This is a genomic window from Streptomyces sp. NBC_00354 (assembly GCF_036106915.1).
In the GTDB taxonomy this organism is placed as follows: Bacteria; Actinomycetota; Actinomycetes; order Streptomycetales; family Streptomycetaceae; genus Streptomyces.
In genome coordinates this window covers 889,476-905,212 of record NZ_CP107983.1, presented here as the reverse complement: position 1 = coordinate 905,212, position 15,737 = coordinate 889,476, and the positions used below count along the sequence as shown (strand labels likewise).

The following is a 15,737-nucleotide window of genomic DNA, read 5'->3' as shown; positions in this document are numbered from 1 at the left end:
GTGTTCGCTGTGTCCGCCGTGTCCGCGTTCACTGCACTCCTCCGTTGCCCGTCGCTGTGCTGGTGAGGTCGTCGGCCATCGCCAGGGCGAGGACGGCCTCCTCGGTGGCCTCGGACCGGTCGAGCTCGCCGGTGATCCGGCCGCCCTGCATCACCAGCACCCGGTCGGCCAGCCCCAACACCTCCGGCAGCTCCGAGGAGATGACCAGGAGCGCCACCCCGGCCTCCGCGAGGTCCGCGATGATCCGGTAGATCTCGGCCTTCGCGCCGACGTCGATGCCGCGGGTGGGCTCGTCGAGGATCAGCACGGCCGGCCGGCGGGCCAGCCAGCGGGCGAGCACCACCTTCTGCTGGTTGCCGCCCGAGAGCGTGCGCACCTCCCGTTCCACGGACGGGGTGCGTACGCGCAGCCGGCCGGTGTACTCGCGGGCGAGCTCCTGCTCTGCCGCCCGGCGTACGAAGCGCAGTCGGCGCAGCCGGTCCAGCACGACCAGCGCGATGTTGTCGCGGACCGACCGGTCGAGGAACAGAGCCTGCGCCTTGCGCTCCTCCGGCGCGAGCCCGATGCCCGCGCGGATCGCGTCGGACGGGCGGCGCAGCCGCAGTTCCGTGCCCCGCACCGAGACCGTTCCGCCGCGCAGCGGGAGGTCGCCGATCAGGGCGCGGGCCAGCTCGGAGCGCCCGGCGCCGACCAGCCCGGCCAGGGCCACCACCTCACCCGCCCGGACCTGGAGGCTGATCCCGCGCACGTCGTCGGTCGTGACCTCGCGTACGTCCAGGACGACCTGGTCGGTGGTCACGTGCGGGCGGGCGAAACCCCTCCGAGTGGCGGACAGGTCCCGGCCGACCATCATCCGTACGATGTCCCCCTCGTCCGTGGCGTCGGCGGCCTTGACGCCGGCCAGCGCCCCGTCGCGCAGGACGGCCACCCGGTCGGCCAGCCGGAAGATCTCCTGCATGCGGTGGGACACGTAGACGACGGCGAGGCCCTGTGCGCGCAGTCTGCGGATCAGTGTGAACAGGGCCTCCACCTCGTGCTCGGAGAGCGAGGAGGTGGGTTCGTCGAAGGCCACCACCTTCGCCTCCCCGGTCAACGCCCTCAGGATCTCGACCAGTTGGCGCTGGGCCGGGGTGAGGGCGACGCCGGGGGCGTCCGCGTCGAGGACCTTTTCGAAGCCGATCCGGACCAGGTCCTCCCGGAGCCGGCGGCGCAGGGCCGCCCGGTCGAAGCGGCGGCCGACGCGGGTGGGCAGGGCGCCGAGGTAGACGTTCTCGGCGACCGTGAGGTGCGGGACGATCTCCGGCTCCTGGGGGATGAGCCGGATGCCGGCCGCCCGGGCGTCGGCCGGGGAGCGCAGCCGTACCTCGGCGCCGTCGACGTGGACCGTGCCGGAGTCGGCCGGGTGGTCACCGCAGACGATCTTGAGCAGGGTGGATTTGCCCGCGCCGTTCTCGCCCATCAGCGCGGTGACCGAGCCGGCCGGGAAGTCCAGGCTGACGTCGCGCAGGGCCGGGACCCCGGCGAAGCTCTTGGCGACCCCGGCCACGCGCAGTCCGGCGGCCGTCACGGGGGCGGCGGGGGCCGTCACTTGCAGCCGAATCCGGCGTCCCGCCAGGTACCCGCGTCGACCATCCTGGTCGGGGCGAAGGCCTCGGGGGCGAACTCCGTACCGTTCTTGAGCCTGTCGTACATGGCCTGGACGGCCAGCTTGCCGACCTCGTCGCCGGGGATGTAGAGCGCGGCCTTCATCCCGTTGTCGGCGCCCGCCTGCCAGTCCTTGCAGGCCAGATAGGCGCCCAGGCCGACACCGACGATGTCCGCGCCCTTGACGCCCGCGTTGTTCAGGCCCTTGACCCCACCGGAGACGTTCTCGTCGTTGCAGCCCATGACCACCCAGTGCTTGACCCCCTGATTGGCCGTCACAGTCGCCTCGACCTTTGCCTGTGCGCCCGCCGGAGTGTTGTCCGTACCGAGCTCGATCGTCTGGACGTCGGGGCCGCCGGCCTCCTTCCATGCGGCCTTGGCGCCGTTGATCCGGTCGGTGCAGACCGTGGTGTCCTGCTTCCAGGCGTAGACGATCCGGGTGTCCGCCGGGCTCCAGCCCGTCTTCGCGAACTCGGCTGCGGCCCGCTTGCCGACCTCGCCGCCCATCTGGACCCCTGAGAAGCCCACGCGCGCCACGAGATCGGCCTTGCCGCAGGCCGCGGGCTTGGGCCCGCTGACGCACACCTGGTCGTCGGAGGTGAGCAGCGGGATCCCCGCCTTCTTGGCCTCGGCGGCGACCTGCGGGCCGACCGCCGACTCCGGCACGACGATGATGATGCCCGAGCTCTTCTGTGCGATCGCCGACTTGACCTCGGTGATGGTCTTCGAGGCGTCGTTGCCGAGGTTGACCATGGTGAGCTTGATGCCCAGCTCGTCGGCCTTCTTCCTGGCGCCCGCGGCCTCGGAGACGAAGTACTCCTGGTCGCCCTGCTTCTGGAGGTAGGCGATGGATATCGGGCCGTCCGTCTTCTTGCCCGTTCCCGCTCCGCCTCCCTGGGCGGGGGCGGGCTTGCCGGAGGAGCAGGCCCCCAGGGTGAGCGCCAGCGCGAGCGCGCCGGTCAGGGCGGCGCCGCGGCGATACCGGATCTCGGACATGTACGTGTGCTCCCTCATCGGGCCGGGTCGGTGGATCGGCGGATCGGTGGATCGGCAAGTCGGCAGGCCCGCAGGTCAGTTGCAGGTGAGCCGGGGCGCTGCCCAGTCCGCGTGGTCGTAGTCGATGCCGTTGCCGCCGTCGGTGACGACGAGCCTCAGCGTCTGGCCGCCGGTCAGGTCGGCGGTGAGTTTCCTGGCCGTGTCCGCCGTGGTGACGACACCGCTGTCCGCGACCTTGGTGGTGTCCCGGTAGATCTGGAAGGCGACTGCACCGGTACGGGAACTCTCGTCGTCGACACCGACGTCCACCGTCAGAGCGGTGCACCTGCCGCCGAGGTGGTAGGTCACGGTGGCGGCTGCATGGACGCCCAGGCCCTTGGCGTACGTGGCGCCGCCCACGGTCAGGGTCCTGCCGTCGCCGCCGGCCTGCTCGCCGTTGCTCCGGTCCTTCTCCACCGGGCCCCAGCCGCTGCTCGCACCCGTCCAGGGCAGGTCGGACAGGTGGGAGGTGCCGGCCGGCGGGAGCGGCGCCGGTCCCGGGGTGATCCGGTAGACGACGGTGGCGTGCGGGGCGACCGACGCGCTGATGGTGCCGCTGGTGTTGGCCGAGGCGGCTTTGGTCCACAGCTCCTTGAGGGCGTAGGGGGCGCGGTTGCCGATGCCGAGGGCGTCGGTCCTGGCGGAGATCGTGGCGGCGGAACCGGTCTCGTTCGTCAGGGACAGCGCCCGGTCGCCGTTCGCCAGCTCCTTGGCCATCACCACCAGGCCGCCCGAGCTGGAGACCACCGTGCCCTGCTTGCCCAGGGCGTCCTGGTCCAGGGCGATGACATCGGGGTTGGAGAGGATGTCGAAGGTCTCGGCCGTCGCCTTGCGCAGGTCGCTGCCGATCAGCAGAGGCGCCGACATCATCGACCAGAGGGTGAAGTGCGTGCGGTACTCGGTGGCGGTCATCCCGCCGTTGCCGACCTCGAGCATGTCCGGGTCGTTCCACCGGCCGGGGCCCGCGTACGGGGCGAGCGGCTGGTTCCTGTGCGCGATCCCGATCATCGAGGACCAGCTGTCGCCGATGTCCCCGGTGGTGCGCCACAGATGGCCGAGACTCGACGCCCAGGTCCACGGCTGGTTCTCGCCCCACTCGCACAGCGAGAAGACGATCGGACGGCCCGTCCTCTTCAGCGCGTCGGCCATGTCCGTGTACCGCTTCTTCGCGTCCACGCCCTGGTTGTTGCAGTTGTCGTACTTGAGGTAGTCGACGCCGAACGCGGCGAACAGGTTGGCGTCCTGCTGCTCGTGGCCGAGGCCGCCGGGGAAGCCCGCGGTGTCGCAGGTCTTGGTTCCGGCACTGGTGTAGATGCCGAACTTCAGGCCCTTGGAGTGCACGTAGTCCGCGAGGGCCTTGATCCCGCCGGGGAAACGGACCGGGTCGGCGACGAGGTTGCCCGAGGCGTCGCGGTTCGGCAGGGCCCAGCAGTCGTCGAGGTTGACGTACTGGTAACCGGCGGCCTTGAGGCCCTTGGCGACGAAGAGGTCGGCGATGCCCTTGACCATCGCCTCGTTGAACTCCGCCCTGCAGTGGGTGGAGTTCCAGTTGTTGAAGCCCATGGGCGGGGTCAGCGCCTGGCCGTCGGGGACGGCGGCGGCGGGGGCGGCGGCCGCGACCACGGCGGTACCGGCCAGCGCGGCGGCCCCCGCCGCCGGGGCCAGTAAGGGCAGGGCCGCGAGCACCGCGGTCAGGCGGCGGGCGACGGCGCTTCGTAACGTGTGCACAGACGGCTCCTGGGGGGAGTGGGGCCCGGGGAATCCGGGAGAGCGTGTGCGGAAATGCGCCCTGACGGTGCGTCGGCCCCGCAGAAGTCCTCAGGAACGAACGGACTCCAACGGGAAGGCCCACATCACACTGCCGCCGCAGGGACATGTCAAGACGGCGGACTGCGCCGATCCGCCGCCGTGTCAGCGGCCATCGGGCCCCAACTGTGCGTTTGTCTGGCTCTGTTGACTTCTGTTGGATTGGTCAGGATGCTTCTGTCGTCCGGGGACACGGGTGCCCCAGTGCCCCAGTGCCCCAGGAGAGGAACCGCCGCATGGCCGATCCCGGCAGTCTGCTGGCCCATCAGCGCCGCGCCCTCATCCTCGACGAGGTCCGCCGGCGCGGCGGGGTGCGCGTGAACGAGCTGACCCGCTCCCTGAACGTCTCCGACATGACCATCCGCCGCGACCTGGACGTCCTCGAGCGCGAAGGCCTGCTGCGCAAGGTGCACGGCGGTGCGGTGCTCGGCGACGAAGCCAGCAGCCACGAGCCCGGGTTCGAGGCCAAGTCGGAATGGGAGACGGCGGCGAAGCACGCCATCGCCAAGGCGGCGGCCGCCCTCGTGGCACCGGGTTCGGCCATCGCCCTGTCCGCCGGGACCACGACCCACGCGCTGGCCCGGGAGCTCACCGAGGTCACCGAGGTCACCGACCTGACGGTGGTCACCAACTCGGTCCGCACGGCCGAGGTCTTCGAGGCCGCCCGCCGGACGGGCAGCGCCGCGAGCACCACCACCGTGATCCTCACCGGCGGCATCCGCACCCCGTCGGACGCCCTCGTCGGGCCCATCGCCGACCAGGCCATCCGGTCCCTGCACGTCGACCTGCTCTTCCTCGGCTGCCACGGCCTGGGCACCGACACCGGGCTGACCACGCCCAACCTCGCCGAGGCGGAGACCAACCGGGCCTTCCTCCGCTCCGCGCGGCGCACCGTGCTCCTCGCCGACCACACCAAGTGGTCGGCCATCGGGCTCACCACCTTCGCCGCCCTGGAGGAGGTCGACGTACTGGTCACCGACTCCCTTCCGCAGGAGGAGGCCGTGGCGGTCACCGAGCGGGTCGGCGAAGTGCTGCTGGCCGCCGGTCCCGCGCAGGAGCGCCCGTGGTGAGGAAGACCCGTACGACCTTGTCCGACGGGCGCGAGCTGATCTACTACGACGCCGAGGACGCTGCCGAGGCCGCCGCCGAGACGGCTGCCGGGGGACCCGTACGCGACCACGCCGACGCCCGCGGCCTGCCGCCCACCGCGACGCTCTCCGAGCGGCGCCACGACCGGCTGCTCGACGAGTGGGTGGTGATCGCCTCACACCGCCAGGGCCGAATCCACCTGCCGCCCGCGGACCAGTGCCCGCTCTGCCCGTCGGCCCCGGGACGGCCCACCGAGATACCGGCTCCCGACTACCAGGTGGCCGTCTTCGAGAACCGTTTCCCCGCCCTGTCCGGACCGGGCGGCGGCCGCTGCGAGGTCGTCTGCTTCAGCCCCGACCACGAGGCCTCGTACGCAGACCTCGGGCCGGCCCAGGTCCGCACGGTCCTCGCGGCCCTGGCCGACCGCACCGCCGAGCTGTCCGGACTCCCCGGCGTGGAACAGGTGTACTGCTTCGAGAACCGGGGCCCCGAGATCGGTGTCACCCTCGCCCACCCGCACGGCCAGGTCTACGCACTGCCCGTCCTCACCCCGCGCACCCGGCGCATGCTGGACACCGTCTCCCGCCATCACGCGGCCACCGGGCGCAACCTCTTCGACGAGGTCCGCGACGAGGCGCTGGCGGACGGCCGCCGGGTGGTGGTCGCGGGGGAGCACTGGAGCGCCTTCGTGCCGGAGGCCGCGCGCTGGCCGTACGAGGTGCACCTCTACCCGCACCGGCGCGTCCCCGACCTGCCCGCCCTCACTGAGGCGGAGCAGGCCGAGCTCGCCGGCCTCCAGCTGGATCTGCTGGGCCGTTTCGACCGGCTCTTCCCCACGCCGGCCCCGTACATCTCGGCCTGGCACCAGGCCCCCGTACGCACCGGCCGGGACGTGTACGCACTCCACCTGGAGCTGTTCACCACCCGGCGGGCCGCCGACAAGCTCAAGCACTTGGCCGGGACCGAGTCGGGGATGGGCCAGTTCATCAACGACATCGCCCCCGAGCGCGCGGCCGCGACACTGCGCGAGGCCTGACGCCGGCGGGCATGCCCTGATGTGCTCAGGCGTCTTTCTCCATGGTCGGGCGCAGGCGTTCCAGCAGGGCGTAGAGCGTCGCGCTCTCGGTCGCGTCGAGGGTGTCGAGCGCGCCGTGCGTGGCCTGCATCTCCTCGCGGACACGCCGGATGATCTCGCGGCCCGCGTCCGTCGCCACGACGTTCTTGACGCGGCGGTCGGCGGGGTCGGGTTCGCGGCGCACCAGCTCACGGGCTTCCAGCCGGTCCACGATCCCGGTGACGTTCGATGCGTCACAGACCAGGAGGGTGGCGAGGCCGCGCATCGGCAGCGGGCCGTTGAGCTGGGCGAGGACGCGGGCCTGCGTGGAGGTCAGGCCGTAGTGGGCCGCCGCGGCCGCGAAATCGCGCCACTGGGCGGTTCCGATGGCGGCGAGCAGTTCCAGGAGCTGGAGCTTGGTGGGGGTGCGGGGGGTGGTGGCGCTCATGCCGTCGAGCGTACCCGGGTGGTTGACATTGTCAATTGTTTACTTGACCTCCTTAACTATCGACGTTTACCGTCTACGGAGTTACTTGATGACATCAAACATCTGCGATCTGAAGCACTAAGAAGGTCCTGCCAGACATGAGCACCGCCGCCCCCATCCCCGCCGAGGCCAAGACCAGGAACGAGACGGTCATCGTCTTCGCCCTGAGCCTTGCCGCCATGGTCGTGTCGATGATGCAGACCCTGCCGGTCCCGATCCTGGGCCTCATCCGCACCGACCTGGGCACCTCGACCGCCAACGTGAGCTGGGTGACCACCGCCACGCTGCTGTCCGCCGCCGTCTTCACTCCGCTGCTCGGCCGCTTCGGCGACCAGCACGGCAAGAAGCCCACGCTGGTGGCCGTGCTCGGCGTCATGGTCGTCGGCTCCGTCGTCGCCGCCGTCGCGACCACGCTCCCGCTGCTGATCCTGGGCCGCGTCCTCCAGGGCGCCGCCACCGCGATCTTCCCGCTCGCCCTGTCGGTGCTGCGCGAGGAAGTCCGCCCGCAGAAGCTCCCCGGCGCGATGGCCCTGGTCAGCGGCACCCTCGCCTTCGGCAGCGGCCTGGCGCTCGTCGCCACCGGCCTGCTCACGTCCGGCTCCGACGCCGACTACCGCAACGCCTTCTGGATGGCGACGGGCTTCGCGACCCTCGCCCTGCTCGCCGTCGCCTTCCTGGTCCCCGCGACCCGGCACAAGACCGGCGGCCGCACCGACTTCCTCGGCGCGCTGACCCTCGGCATCACCCTCCTGCTGCTCCTGCTGCCCATCTCGCAGGGCCACGAGTGGGGCTGGACCTCCGGCCGTACCCTGGGCAGCTTCGCCGGCGCCGTCGTCATGACCGCCGTCTGGGTCTTCACGGAACTCAAGGTCAGCGAGCCGCTCGTGGACATGCGGATGTTCGTCCACCGCCCGGTACTCATGGCCAACCTGGCCGGCATCCTCGTCGGCTTCGGCATGTTCGCGAACTTCCTGGGCGTCTCCTACCTCGTCCAGATGCCGGAGAAGCTCACCGGCTACGGGTTCGACGCGTCCATCCTGCGTGCCTCCGTGCAGTTCCTGCTGCCCGGCGCGATCGTCTCGCTGCTGGCCTCGCCCGTCGGCGGCCAGCTGGTCCGCCACCGCGGCCCGCGCGTGGCCCTCGGCCTGGCCGCCGCACTCGGCGCCGTGGGCTTCGGCTGGCTCGCGCTCGACCACCAGCACAGCTTCTCGGTGATCGGTGCAGGCCTGGTCGTCGGCGCTGCCGTCAGCTTCGGCTACGCGGCCATGCCCGCCGTCATCATGGCGAGCGTCCCGCACCACCAGAGCGGCATCGCCAACGGCATCAACTCGATCTCCCGCTCCACCGGCAGCGCGATCGGCAGCGCCATCGTCACCACGATCCTGGCGTCGAAGACCATCGAGCACCTGCCCGCCGGCGTCCCGGCCCTGCCCGCCGAGTCCGGGTTCACCCTCACCTTCTGGATCGGGGCCGTCGCCTTCGCCCTGGTCGCGGTCATCAGCTGGATCGGACTGCGCGGAGCGCACGGACCGCGCACCGTCGAGGTGAGCACGCCCGCCGCCGCGAAGGCGACGGAGAAGGAGTCCCAGCCGGAGCCGGCCGAAACCGTCTGACCCGGCACCCCTCGAGGGGACGGCACCGCTTGCGGATGCCGTCCCCTCGTCTGCGTGCTTGTCCTGCTCCCCGTGGACAGGGGCCGCCACCGGGCGGCGGGGAGGGGCCTGACGCCAGGCACGCGAGGCCCAGGACTAGGAAGCCGAAGCGGCGTTCCCCTTGGCGAACTTCTCCCACTGCCCGGCGACGATCTCCTGCGGCACCCCGCCGAAGTCCTTCGTGTCGATGACGTCGGACCGGAACGCGAGCGTGACCGACCCGGAGCGGACCAGCGTGAGGTACTTGTACAGCGAGATGCCCGGGTCCTTCACGTCCTGCGTCACGATGCGGTAAGCGCGCGCCTCGTCGCCCAGCGCCGGAGCCTGGACCGGCTCCACCTTGAGCACCTTCGCCTCGGCGAGCGCACGGTCCTCCGTATAGCCGCCGGCGCACCGGCCGCCCGCGTCCGCCAGCGACTTCACGGCGGCGGCCGCGGCGCCGGCGTCGCGGTACGAGCGCAGCAGGATCTCGGTGCCCACCGCCTGGAACTGCCCCGGGACGCTCACCTTGGCGTAGGCCTGGGCCGTGTGGCCCGCCTTGCCAAGACCGGTCAGCGGCTGGCAGGCCGCCGGCCGGGCCTCGTAGAGCTCGCTCATCGGCTCGTCGAGCAGCGGCTCCCTGACCTCGTACGGGCCGAACTTCTCGCCCTCCGCGACGACGAGCTCCTTGAGCCGCTCCACGCCCGGCCCCGGCGTACCGCTCGGGCTCGCGGCGGCGCTGCCGGCCGGCGCACCGGCCGCAGCCTCTCCGGTCGCGGGGCCGCCGCATCCGGCCGTACCCGCCAGAAGTGCGGCGGCGCCGATGACGGCCCCTGCCGCGCGCCGGAACCGCTGCCTGTTCCCCACCCTGTACATGTGCTGCCGTCCCCCGAGGTCATGTAGAAAACGCGATTATCGCAGGCCGCAGCGGTGTCCCGGGTGGGTCGGACGCCTCCGGGGCCATGCCCGAGGCCGCCGTACGGGTGAACCCCGCGCGCGTACAGAAGGACGGGCCGGGGGGTACGCGGTACGACGGAGCCCCGGCTGATCGGCGCAGGGCCGTCGTCCGCTGCACGAAGGGGAGAACAGTGCCGGCTCCGAAGGCGTTCGATCACCAAGCCCGCGACTACAGCCCGCAGCTCGCCTACTGGATGGCGCGGGCGGCCGCGCTGGCCTACCAGGACGAGCCCCGGATCGAAGCCGAGGCGCGCGCGTGGGGCTTCGACCAGGTACGGCACCACCACACCCGGTTCACCCCGCCGTTCCCGCTGGAGGACACCCAGGCCTTCACGATGGCCGGCGACCACATGATCGTCGTAGCGTTCCGCGGCACCGAACCCGCGCAGCTGAAGGACTGGCTCTCCGACGCCACCACGCCGCCGTGGCCGGGCCCGGCCGGGACGGGATACGTCCACTACGGCTTCGCCCAGGCCCTGCAGTCCGTCTTCCCCGAGGTCGCGAAGGGGATCACCGAGCTCCGGGACCGCGGACAGACCGTCTTCCTCTGCGGCCACAGCCTCGGCGGCGCGCTGGCGATGCTCACCGGAGCCCGCCTCCACCTCGAGGACCCGAGGCTGCGCGCCGACGGCGTCTACACGTACGGCCAGCCCCGCACCTGCGACCGGATGCTGGCCAAGGCGTACAACACCGCGTTCGGCAAGCGCATGTACCGCTTCGTCAACAACAACGACATCGTGCCGCAGCTCCCGCCGGAGCCGGTCTTCCACCACGTCGACGCCCTGCGCCACATCGATGCGGACGGCAGGGTGCGCGAGGCGATGCCGATGCTGCAGTCGCTGGGCGACCGGGCCGAGGGGATGACCGCCGATCTGTTCGCCCCCGCGAGCGACGGGGTGAGGGACCACTCGATCGTCCGCTACGTCGGCGCGCTGGAGAAGAACATCCCCTGACGGTTCAGGCGTTGCCGCGGGCGGCCGCCTGGCGCTGGCGCTTGCTCAGCGGGGCCAGCGAGAGGTCCTGGGCCCGGGAGGTGAGGCGCTTGAAGGCGTAGCCGCGCTCGCCGAGCCAGCTCTCGGCCGCCAGCTCGGCACGGGCCGTCGCGTCGAGGATGTCCTCCTCGGCCTCGCCCGAGTCGAGGAAGCGGAAGGTGAAGAACGGGCCGAAGGCCAGGTCGTACGCGAGGTGACCCTCGGCGGTGTAGGCCGCGTGCAGGACCTCGTGCTCCGGCGCGGCGGCGAGCAGCTCGGCGTGCTGGTCGGCGGTGAGGGCGTCGAAGGAGCCGCGGACGGTGATCCGGAACGTGCGGGTGCTCATCCCGGCAGCCTAGGCACGGGGGACCGGCCGGCGCACCGGGATTTCCGTGGGCCGGGGCGCATGCGCCCGGCGTGAAAGTCGACATGCGTGCCCCTTGTACGCCCTCGTACTCCCTCCGGCGGACAAGGCGCCGGCAGGTGTCGTTCCGGCCCGGCCGGTCCGCCGCGCAGGGCGTTCCGCTTAGCGGCCGCCGGGCCGCCCGCGCGGCCGTGACCTGCGCGAGCCGCACCCCGTACGCGGACCGCCGCCGCATGCCCGCCGGGCTACTGGAAAGTCACATCGGAGCCCACTCCGATGGCCCCGCCCCACTGGCCGGGCAAGGAACTTCACAATTCCGCATCTGCTAGTTCATTCTGCGAAACACCTATGTAGATGCCGGGCTCGGACCCTGTTAGAGTCCGCATGCGCGACTCCGAGACGAGGGTGGCGATATGGCCGGTCCGCACCCGTGATCTGCCCCTGAGCGGCCTACATCCGCGAAGCAGGCAACCGTTGTGATGCCGTGGCACCTCCGCACCGACGACGTCGGCGCCCCCGTCACCCCGGGGCGCATCCGTCGTGGCGTTCAGCACTTCCGCACAGTCCGGTTCTCAGCCGCCGGATGCCGAGCCATGCCGCCTTCATCGCCTATCAGATGGGGAGAACACAAGTGAACACGGGACTTCTGCGGCGTCATGCCGCAGGCAAGGCGCTGGTCATGGGCGCCATATTGGCCCTGGCCCTGCCGGGCACCGCATACGCGAACACCGTGAGCGTCACCGTGAAGACCCCCGGGGCCACCGCAGGACCCGGAAAGACCTTCTCGGAGATATCCACCCACGCGGACTGCAGCAGCGGCCTGATCTCCGGAGGTGGGATCAACCAGGCCATCGGCACCGGCACGACGTCCAACGGCAACAAGATCAACGGCACATCGCCGAGCCCCGACGGCAGCACCGAGTACCTCGGCACGACCGGGGTCGTCGGCACCGACGTGACCCACTGGCTCGGCATCGGCGGCAGCGGCGGAGCGGTCAACGCCTCGTTCTCCAGCACCCCGTACGCGATGTGCTTCACGAGTAACCTGATCAACCACACCCAGGTGGTCATGAACAAGATCGCCGGACCCACCACCAGCGGAACGGTGGGCCTGGTCGTCGCGACCTGTCCGGCCAACACGCGCCTGATCGGCGGCGGCGCCCGGATCACCCCGGCCGGCGTCGGCAGCCTGAAGCCGATCGCCAGCTACCCGACCTTCAACGACTCCGGACACGCCTTCGGTCAGAAGGCCGCGGCGGACGGTCAGACCAACCCCGACTCCTGGGCCGCGGTCGGCTGGAACGGCGGCGGAGGCGACAGCAGCAACACGACGTACGCCTACGCCATCTGCAGCGGCAACAACATCGACATCAGCGGCACCACCGTGAAGGTCCGCTTCAGCGAGGCGAGCGGCCCGACCGCGGCGACCACCGGCCAGACCCTGACGGTCGGCTGCGGCCAGAACGACGGAAAGCTGGTCAGCGGGGGCGCCGCCATCAGCGGCGGCAGCGTGACGACCACCAACTTCACGGGCCCGGGCTCCGTCGGTGACCACCTCAACGGCAGCTACCCCAGCGACTCCGGCGGCACCCCCGTCGGTGACGGGACCACCACCGCCTCGTACTGGACGGCGTTCACCCACACCGGGGGCGGCAGCTCGCCGAGCACGTACTCCGACGCCTGGGCCCTCTGCGCCAACGACGGCGTCTGACAGATCGCCTGACACGGCGTCCGATACGGCGCGTCCGGTACGGCGTCCGATACGGCATCCGATACGGCATCGACCCCGATCGGCGGGCGGGCACGGCATGCACCCTGCCCGCCCGCCGGTCACCCCATCCCACCTCGGTCACCCCTCAGCGGGCCCGGAGAGGCAGCGTCACTTCCCATGAACCGCGGTTTGACCCCAGGCTCCACCCCGCGCGCCACCCCTCGTACGCGCATATCCACATCGAAGACGGCGATCGTGCTCAGCGCGACCGGCCTGCTCGCCGCCGTACTCGTACCGTTCGCCGCCGCAGACCCGGCGGCCGCGTCCTCGCCCTGCGGCTCCGGCGGGGTCTTCACCGCCTCGCCGCCCACCTGTACGTACGCCACCGCCGGGACGGACAGCTTCACGGTGCCGGACGGGGTCGGCGAGATCAGGGTCGACCTGTTCGGCGCCGAGGGCGGCAGCGCGGCCGGCTTCGTCTCCCCGAACCCGCCGAACACCGGAGCCCCGGGCGGACTCGGCGGCGAGACCCGCGCGACCCTGGCCGTGAGCGCCGGGCAGAGCCTCCAGATCACCGTCGGCTCGCTCGGCAGCTCCGGCACCTCCCGGCACGGCGAGTACGCCCGGCCCGGCGGCACCGGCCACGGAGCCGGCGGCGGCGGCGCGCACGGCGGCGGAGGCTCTGGAGGCGGCGGTTCCGACGTACGGGCCGGCTCCCTCGGCCCCACCGACCGGATCCTGGTCGCGGGCGGTGGCGGGGGCGCGGGCAACGGCGGCCCGCTGCTGCACGGCGGCAACGGCGGCGGCCCCGAAGCGCAGGACGGCGGCGAGGGCGGCGGCCCGGCCGGCTCCGGTGCCGCCGGCCGCGGCGGCACCCAGACGGCCCACGGCGCCCGCAACCCGAACTCCGCCCAGGGCGGCCCGGGAGTCGCCGGCGGCGACATCGACCCCAACACCGGGCAGCCCAACCCCGGAAGCGGCGGCCCCGGCGGCAACGGCGGGCAGGGCGGCAACGGCGGGGGCGGCGGGGGCGGCGGCTACTTCGCCGGCTCGGGCGGCTCCGGCGGCGGCAACATCGGCAACCTCTACGGCGCCGGCGGCGGCGGGGGCAGCAGCTTCGCGGCGCCGTCCGCGACCGACGTCTCCCTCCTCCTGGGCGTGAACCGCGGCAACGGCAAGGCGGTGGTGTCCTTTCGATACGGGACGACGCTCTCGCTCACCGCGGACACGAACACCCCGTTGTTCGGGCATGCGGTCACGCTCACTGCGGCCGTCGACCCGGCGAACCCCACCGCGGGAACCCCGGGCGGGACGGTCACCTTCTCCGAAGGGACGAAGCAGCTGGCGACGGTGCCGCTGACCGGCGGCCGGGCCGAGTTCCGGACCAGCGCCCTGCGCCCCGGCGCCCATCCGGTCACCGCCACCTACAGCGGTGACCCGGCGAACGCAGCGAGCGCCACGGCGGGAGCCACGGACGTCACGGTCGGATTCAGCCGGCCGTGCATCACGACGGCCCACGGCGGCCCGCTGACCGTGGCCACCGGCGAGTCGCTCTGCATCGCGCCCGGCGGCAGCCAGACCGGCCCGGTCACGGTCCGCTCCGGCGGGGCGCTGGCCGTGACGGACGCCGAGCTCACCGGGCCCGTCTCCGCCGACGGTGCCCTGGCCGTGGCGTTCTGCGGGTCGAAGCTCACCGGCCCCGTCACCGTCGGCCGGACCACCGGCTCCGTGCTGATCGGCTCGGACGATGCCGCCGCGGGCTGCGCGGGCAACACGGTCCGGGGCCCGGTGAGCCTGAACGGCAACACCGGAGGCGTCGAATTCTCGGCCAACACGGTCGTCGGCCCGCTGCGCTGCGACGCCAACGTCCCGGCCCCGCAGCAGGGCAACAACACGGTGGAGGGCCCGCGCTCCGGCCAGTGCCGACAGCAGTGAGCCGCTGACCACGGCAGGACAGGGCCGCCCCGGCCGGGGCGGCCCTGTCCCGTCTCAGATGTCGATGTGCCCCATCAGGCCGTGCTGGTAGTCCAGCTGCGCCTGGCGGATCTCGGCGGCGGTGTTCATGACGAACGGGCCGCTGCGGGCCACGGGCTCGCCGATCGGCTCGCCGGCCAGGACCAGCACCTCGGCCGCATCGCCGGGAGCCTCGACCGTGAAGCGCTCCGCGTCCCGGCCGAGGATCGCGAGATGGCCGTCGGGGAGCTGGGCGTCGGGGGTCGCGGCCGTCCCGGACAGCACGTACAGCATGGCGTTGTGCCCGGCCGGGACGGTGAACTCGGCGCGGCCGCCGGCCCTGAGGCGGGCGTGTACGACGAGCACCGGGGTGTGGGTCTCGAACGGACCGCTGACTCCGTGCGTGGTGCCGGTGATCACGGTGAGCTCGGCGCCGCCGTCCTCGGTGGCGACCGTGGGGATGTCGCCGGGGGCGGAGCCGTACTGGACCCGCGGGGGCGTCGCCTTGAGCCGGGCCGGCAGGTTCACCCAGATCTGCAGCAGGTGCTGCGGGCCGCCCTCGGCGAGCAGTTCGGGGGTGGGGCGGGCGAGGTGGACGAGCCCCGACCCGGCGGTGAGCCACTGCACCTCGCCCGGGTTCATGACGCGCTTGTGCCCCTCGGAGTCGATGTCCTCCATCGCGCCATCGATGACGTACTGGATCGTCTCGAAGCCGCGGTGCGGGTGCGGCGGCGCGCCCTTGGCCTCGCCCGGGCCGAGCACGTGCGGGCCGACCTGGTCGACCATCAGGAAGGGGTCGACCAGCGGCAGTTCCGGCTGCGGGAACGGGCGGCGGACCGGGAAGCCCTCGCCCTCGAAGGTGTGGAAGGGGCGGACGACGCGGGTGGTGGAGCGCACGGCGGCGGTGGTGATGTCCATGTACCGAATGAACGGCACGGCGAATTCCACTGTCAACGCAGACCTGTTTGGTTGTCAGGTCGTACCGACGGCTTCAGCCACCCGTCTCCCGTCCCCCTCGCTCGTCGCCCCTTTTCC

13 protein-coding genes are annotated in these 15,737 nt (G+C 72.2%); 6 read left to right on the top strand and 7 right to left on the bottom strand.

The genetic code is table 11. The features are described 5' to 3' along the window. Nucleotides 1–28: 28 nt before the first annotated feature. From OHT74_RS04355 to OHT74_RS04345, 3 genes are all read right to left on the bottom strand, one after another. The gene (locus OHT74_RS04355) at nucleotides 29–1,588 is read right to left on the bottom strand and encodes a sugar ABC transporter ATP-binding protein (RefSeq protein WP_328619393.1); all 1,560 of its coding nucleotides are present in this window, start codon (nucleotides 1,586–1,588) and stop codon (nucleotides 29–31) included. Further along, nucleotides 1,585–2,640, bottom strand: coding sequence for a substrate-binding domain-containing protein (locus OHT74_RS04350; RefSeq protein ID WP_328619392.1), 1,056 nt, complete (start codon nucleotides 2,638–2,640; stop codon nucleotides 1,585–1,587). Before OHT74_RS04350 ends, OHT74_RS04355 begins: the two co-directional genes overlap by 4 nt. A 75-nt stretch (nucleotides 2,641–2,715) precedes the next feature. Next, nucleotides 2,716–4,242 carry an NPCBM/NEW2 domain-containing protein gene (locus OHT74_RS04345; RefSeq protein ID WP_266672473.1) on the bottom strand — a complete coding sequence of 509 codons (1,527 nt, stop codon included), beginning with the start codon at nucleotides 4,240–4,242 and terminating at the stop codon, nucleotides 2,716–2,718. A 479-nt stretch (nucleotides 4,243–4,721) separates the two neighbouring features. Between OHT74_RS04345 and OHT74_RS04340 the strand changes: the two genes are divergently transcribed. Together OHT74_RS04340 and galT are read left to right on the top strand one after the other, a co-directional pair. After that, nucleotides 4,722–5,555, top strand: a complete 834-nt coding sequence (locus OHT74_RS04340; protein WP_328619391.1) for a DeoR/GlpR family DNA-binding transcription regulator — start codon at nucleotides 4,722–4,724, stop codon at nucleotides 5,553–5,555. Beyond that, nucleotides 5,552–6,610 carry a galactose-1-phosphate uridylyltransferase gene (galT, locus tag OHT74_RS04335; protein ID WP_328623255.1) on the top strand — a complete coding sequence of 353 codons (1,059 nt, stop codon included), beginning with the start codon at nucleotides 5,552–5,554 and terminating at the stop codon, nucleotides 6,608–6,610. The genes OHT74_RS04340 and galT overlap by 4 nt, the downstream gene beginning before the upstream one ends. 25 nt (nucleotides 6,611–6,635) lie before the next feature. Here galT and OHT74_RS04330 read toward each other — a convergent pair whose 3' ends face one another. Next, on the bottom strand, nucleotides 6,636–7,076 hold the full coding sequence (locus OHT74_RS04330; RefSeq protein WP_266660753.1) for a MarR family winged helix-turn-helix transcriptional regulator: 441 nt from the start codon (nucleotides 7,074–7,076) through the stop codon (nucleotides 6,636–6,638). Between the two features lie 137 nt (nucleotides 7,077–7,213). Between OHT74_RS04330 and OHT74_RS04325 the strand changes: the two genes are divergently transcribed. Beyond that, nucleotides 7,214–8,728 (top strand): MFS transporter, encoded by a 1,515-nt coding sequence (locus OHT74_RS04325; RefSeq protein WP_328619390.1) that lies wholly within the window; start codon nucleotides 7,214–7,216, stop codon nucleotides 8,726–8,728. A 135-nt stretch (nucleotides 8,729–8,863) separates the two neighbouring features. On the opposite strand, the gene OHT74_RS04320 is transcribed toward OHT74_RS04325, so the two are convergent. Then, nucleotides 8,864–9,622 (bottom strand): hypothetical protein, encoded by a 759-nt coding sequence (locus OHT74_RS04320; RefSeq protein ID WP_328619389.1) that lies wholly within the window; start codon nucleotides 9,620–9,622, stop codon nucleotides 8,864–8,866. Nucleotides 9,623–9,834: 212 nt separating this feature from the next. On the opposite strand from OHT74_RS04320, the gene OHT74_RS04315 reads away from it, so the two are divergent. Continuing rightward, a complete protein-coding gene (locus OHT74_RS04315; protein WP_266660747.1) occupies nucleotides 9,835–10,656 on the top strand; it encodes a lipase family protein in 822 nt (273 codons plus the stop codon). Between the two features lie 4 nt (nucleotides 10,657–10,660). On the opposite strand, the gene OHT74_RS04310 is transcribed toward OHT74_RS04315, so the two are convergent. After that, on the bottom strand, nucleotides 10,661–11,020 hold the full coding sequence (locus OHT74_RS04310) for a DUF6204 family protein (RefSeq protein WP_266998852.1): 360 nt from the start codon (nucleotides 11,018–11,020) through the stop codon (nucleotides 10,661–10,663). 649 nt (nucleotides 11,021–11,669) lie between these two features. Here OHT74_RS04310 and OHT74_RS04305 point away from each other — a divergent pair. Beyond that, nucleotides 11,670–12,749 carry a hypothetical protein gene (locus tag OHT74_RS04305; protein WP_328619388.1) on the top strand — a complete coding sequence of 360 codons (1,080 nt, stop codon included), beginning with the start codon at nucleotides 11,670–11,672 and terminating at the stop codon, nucleotides 12,747–12,749. 177 nt (nucleotides 12,750–12,926) lie between these two features. Further along, on the top strand, nucleotides 12,927–14,684 hold the full coding sequence (locus OHT74_RS04300; RefSeq protein ID WP_328619387.1) for an Ig-like domain-containing protein: 1,758 nt from the start codon (nucleotides 12,927–12,929) through the stop codon (nucleotides 14,682–14,684). 54 nt (nucleotides 14,685–14,738) lie between these two features. Here the strand turns inward: OHT74_RS04300 and OHT74_RS04295 are convergent, their stop codons facing one another. Then, complete coding sequence (locus tag OHT74_RS04295; protein ID WP_266660736.1) at nucleotides 14,739–15,620, bottom strand: pirin family protein; 882 nt, start codon at nucleotides 15,618–15,620, stop codon at nucleotides 14,739–14,741. Between the last annotated feature and the right edge of the window lie 117 nt (nucleotides 15,621–15,737).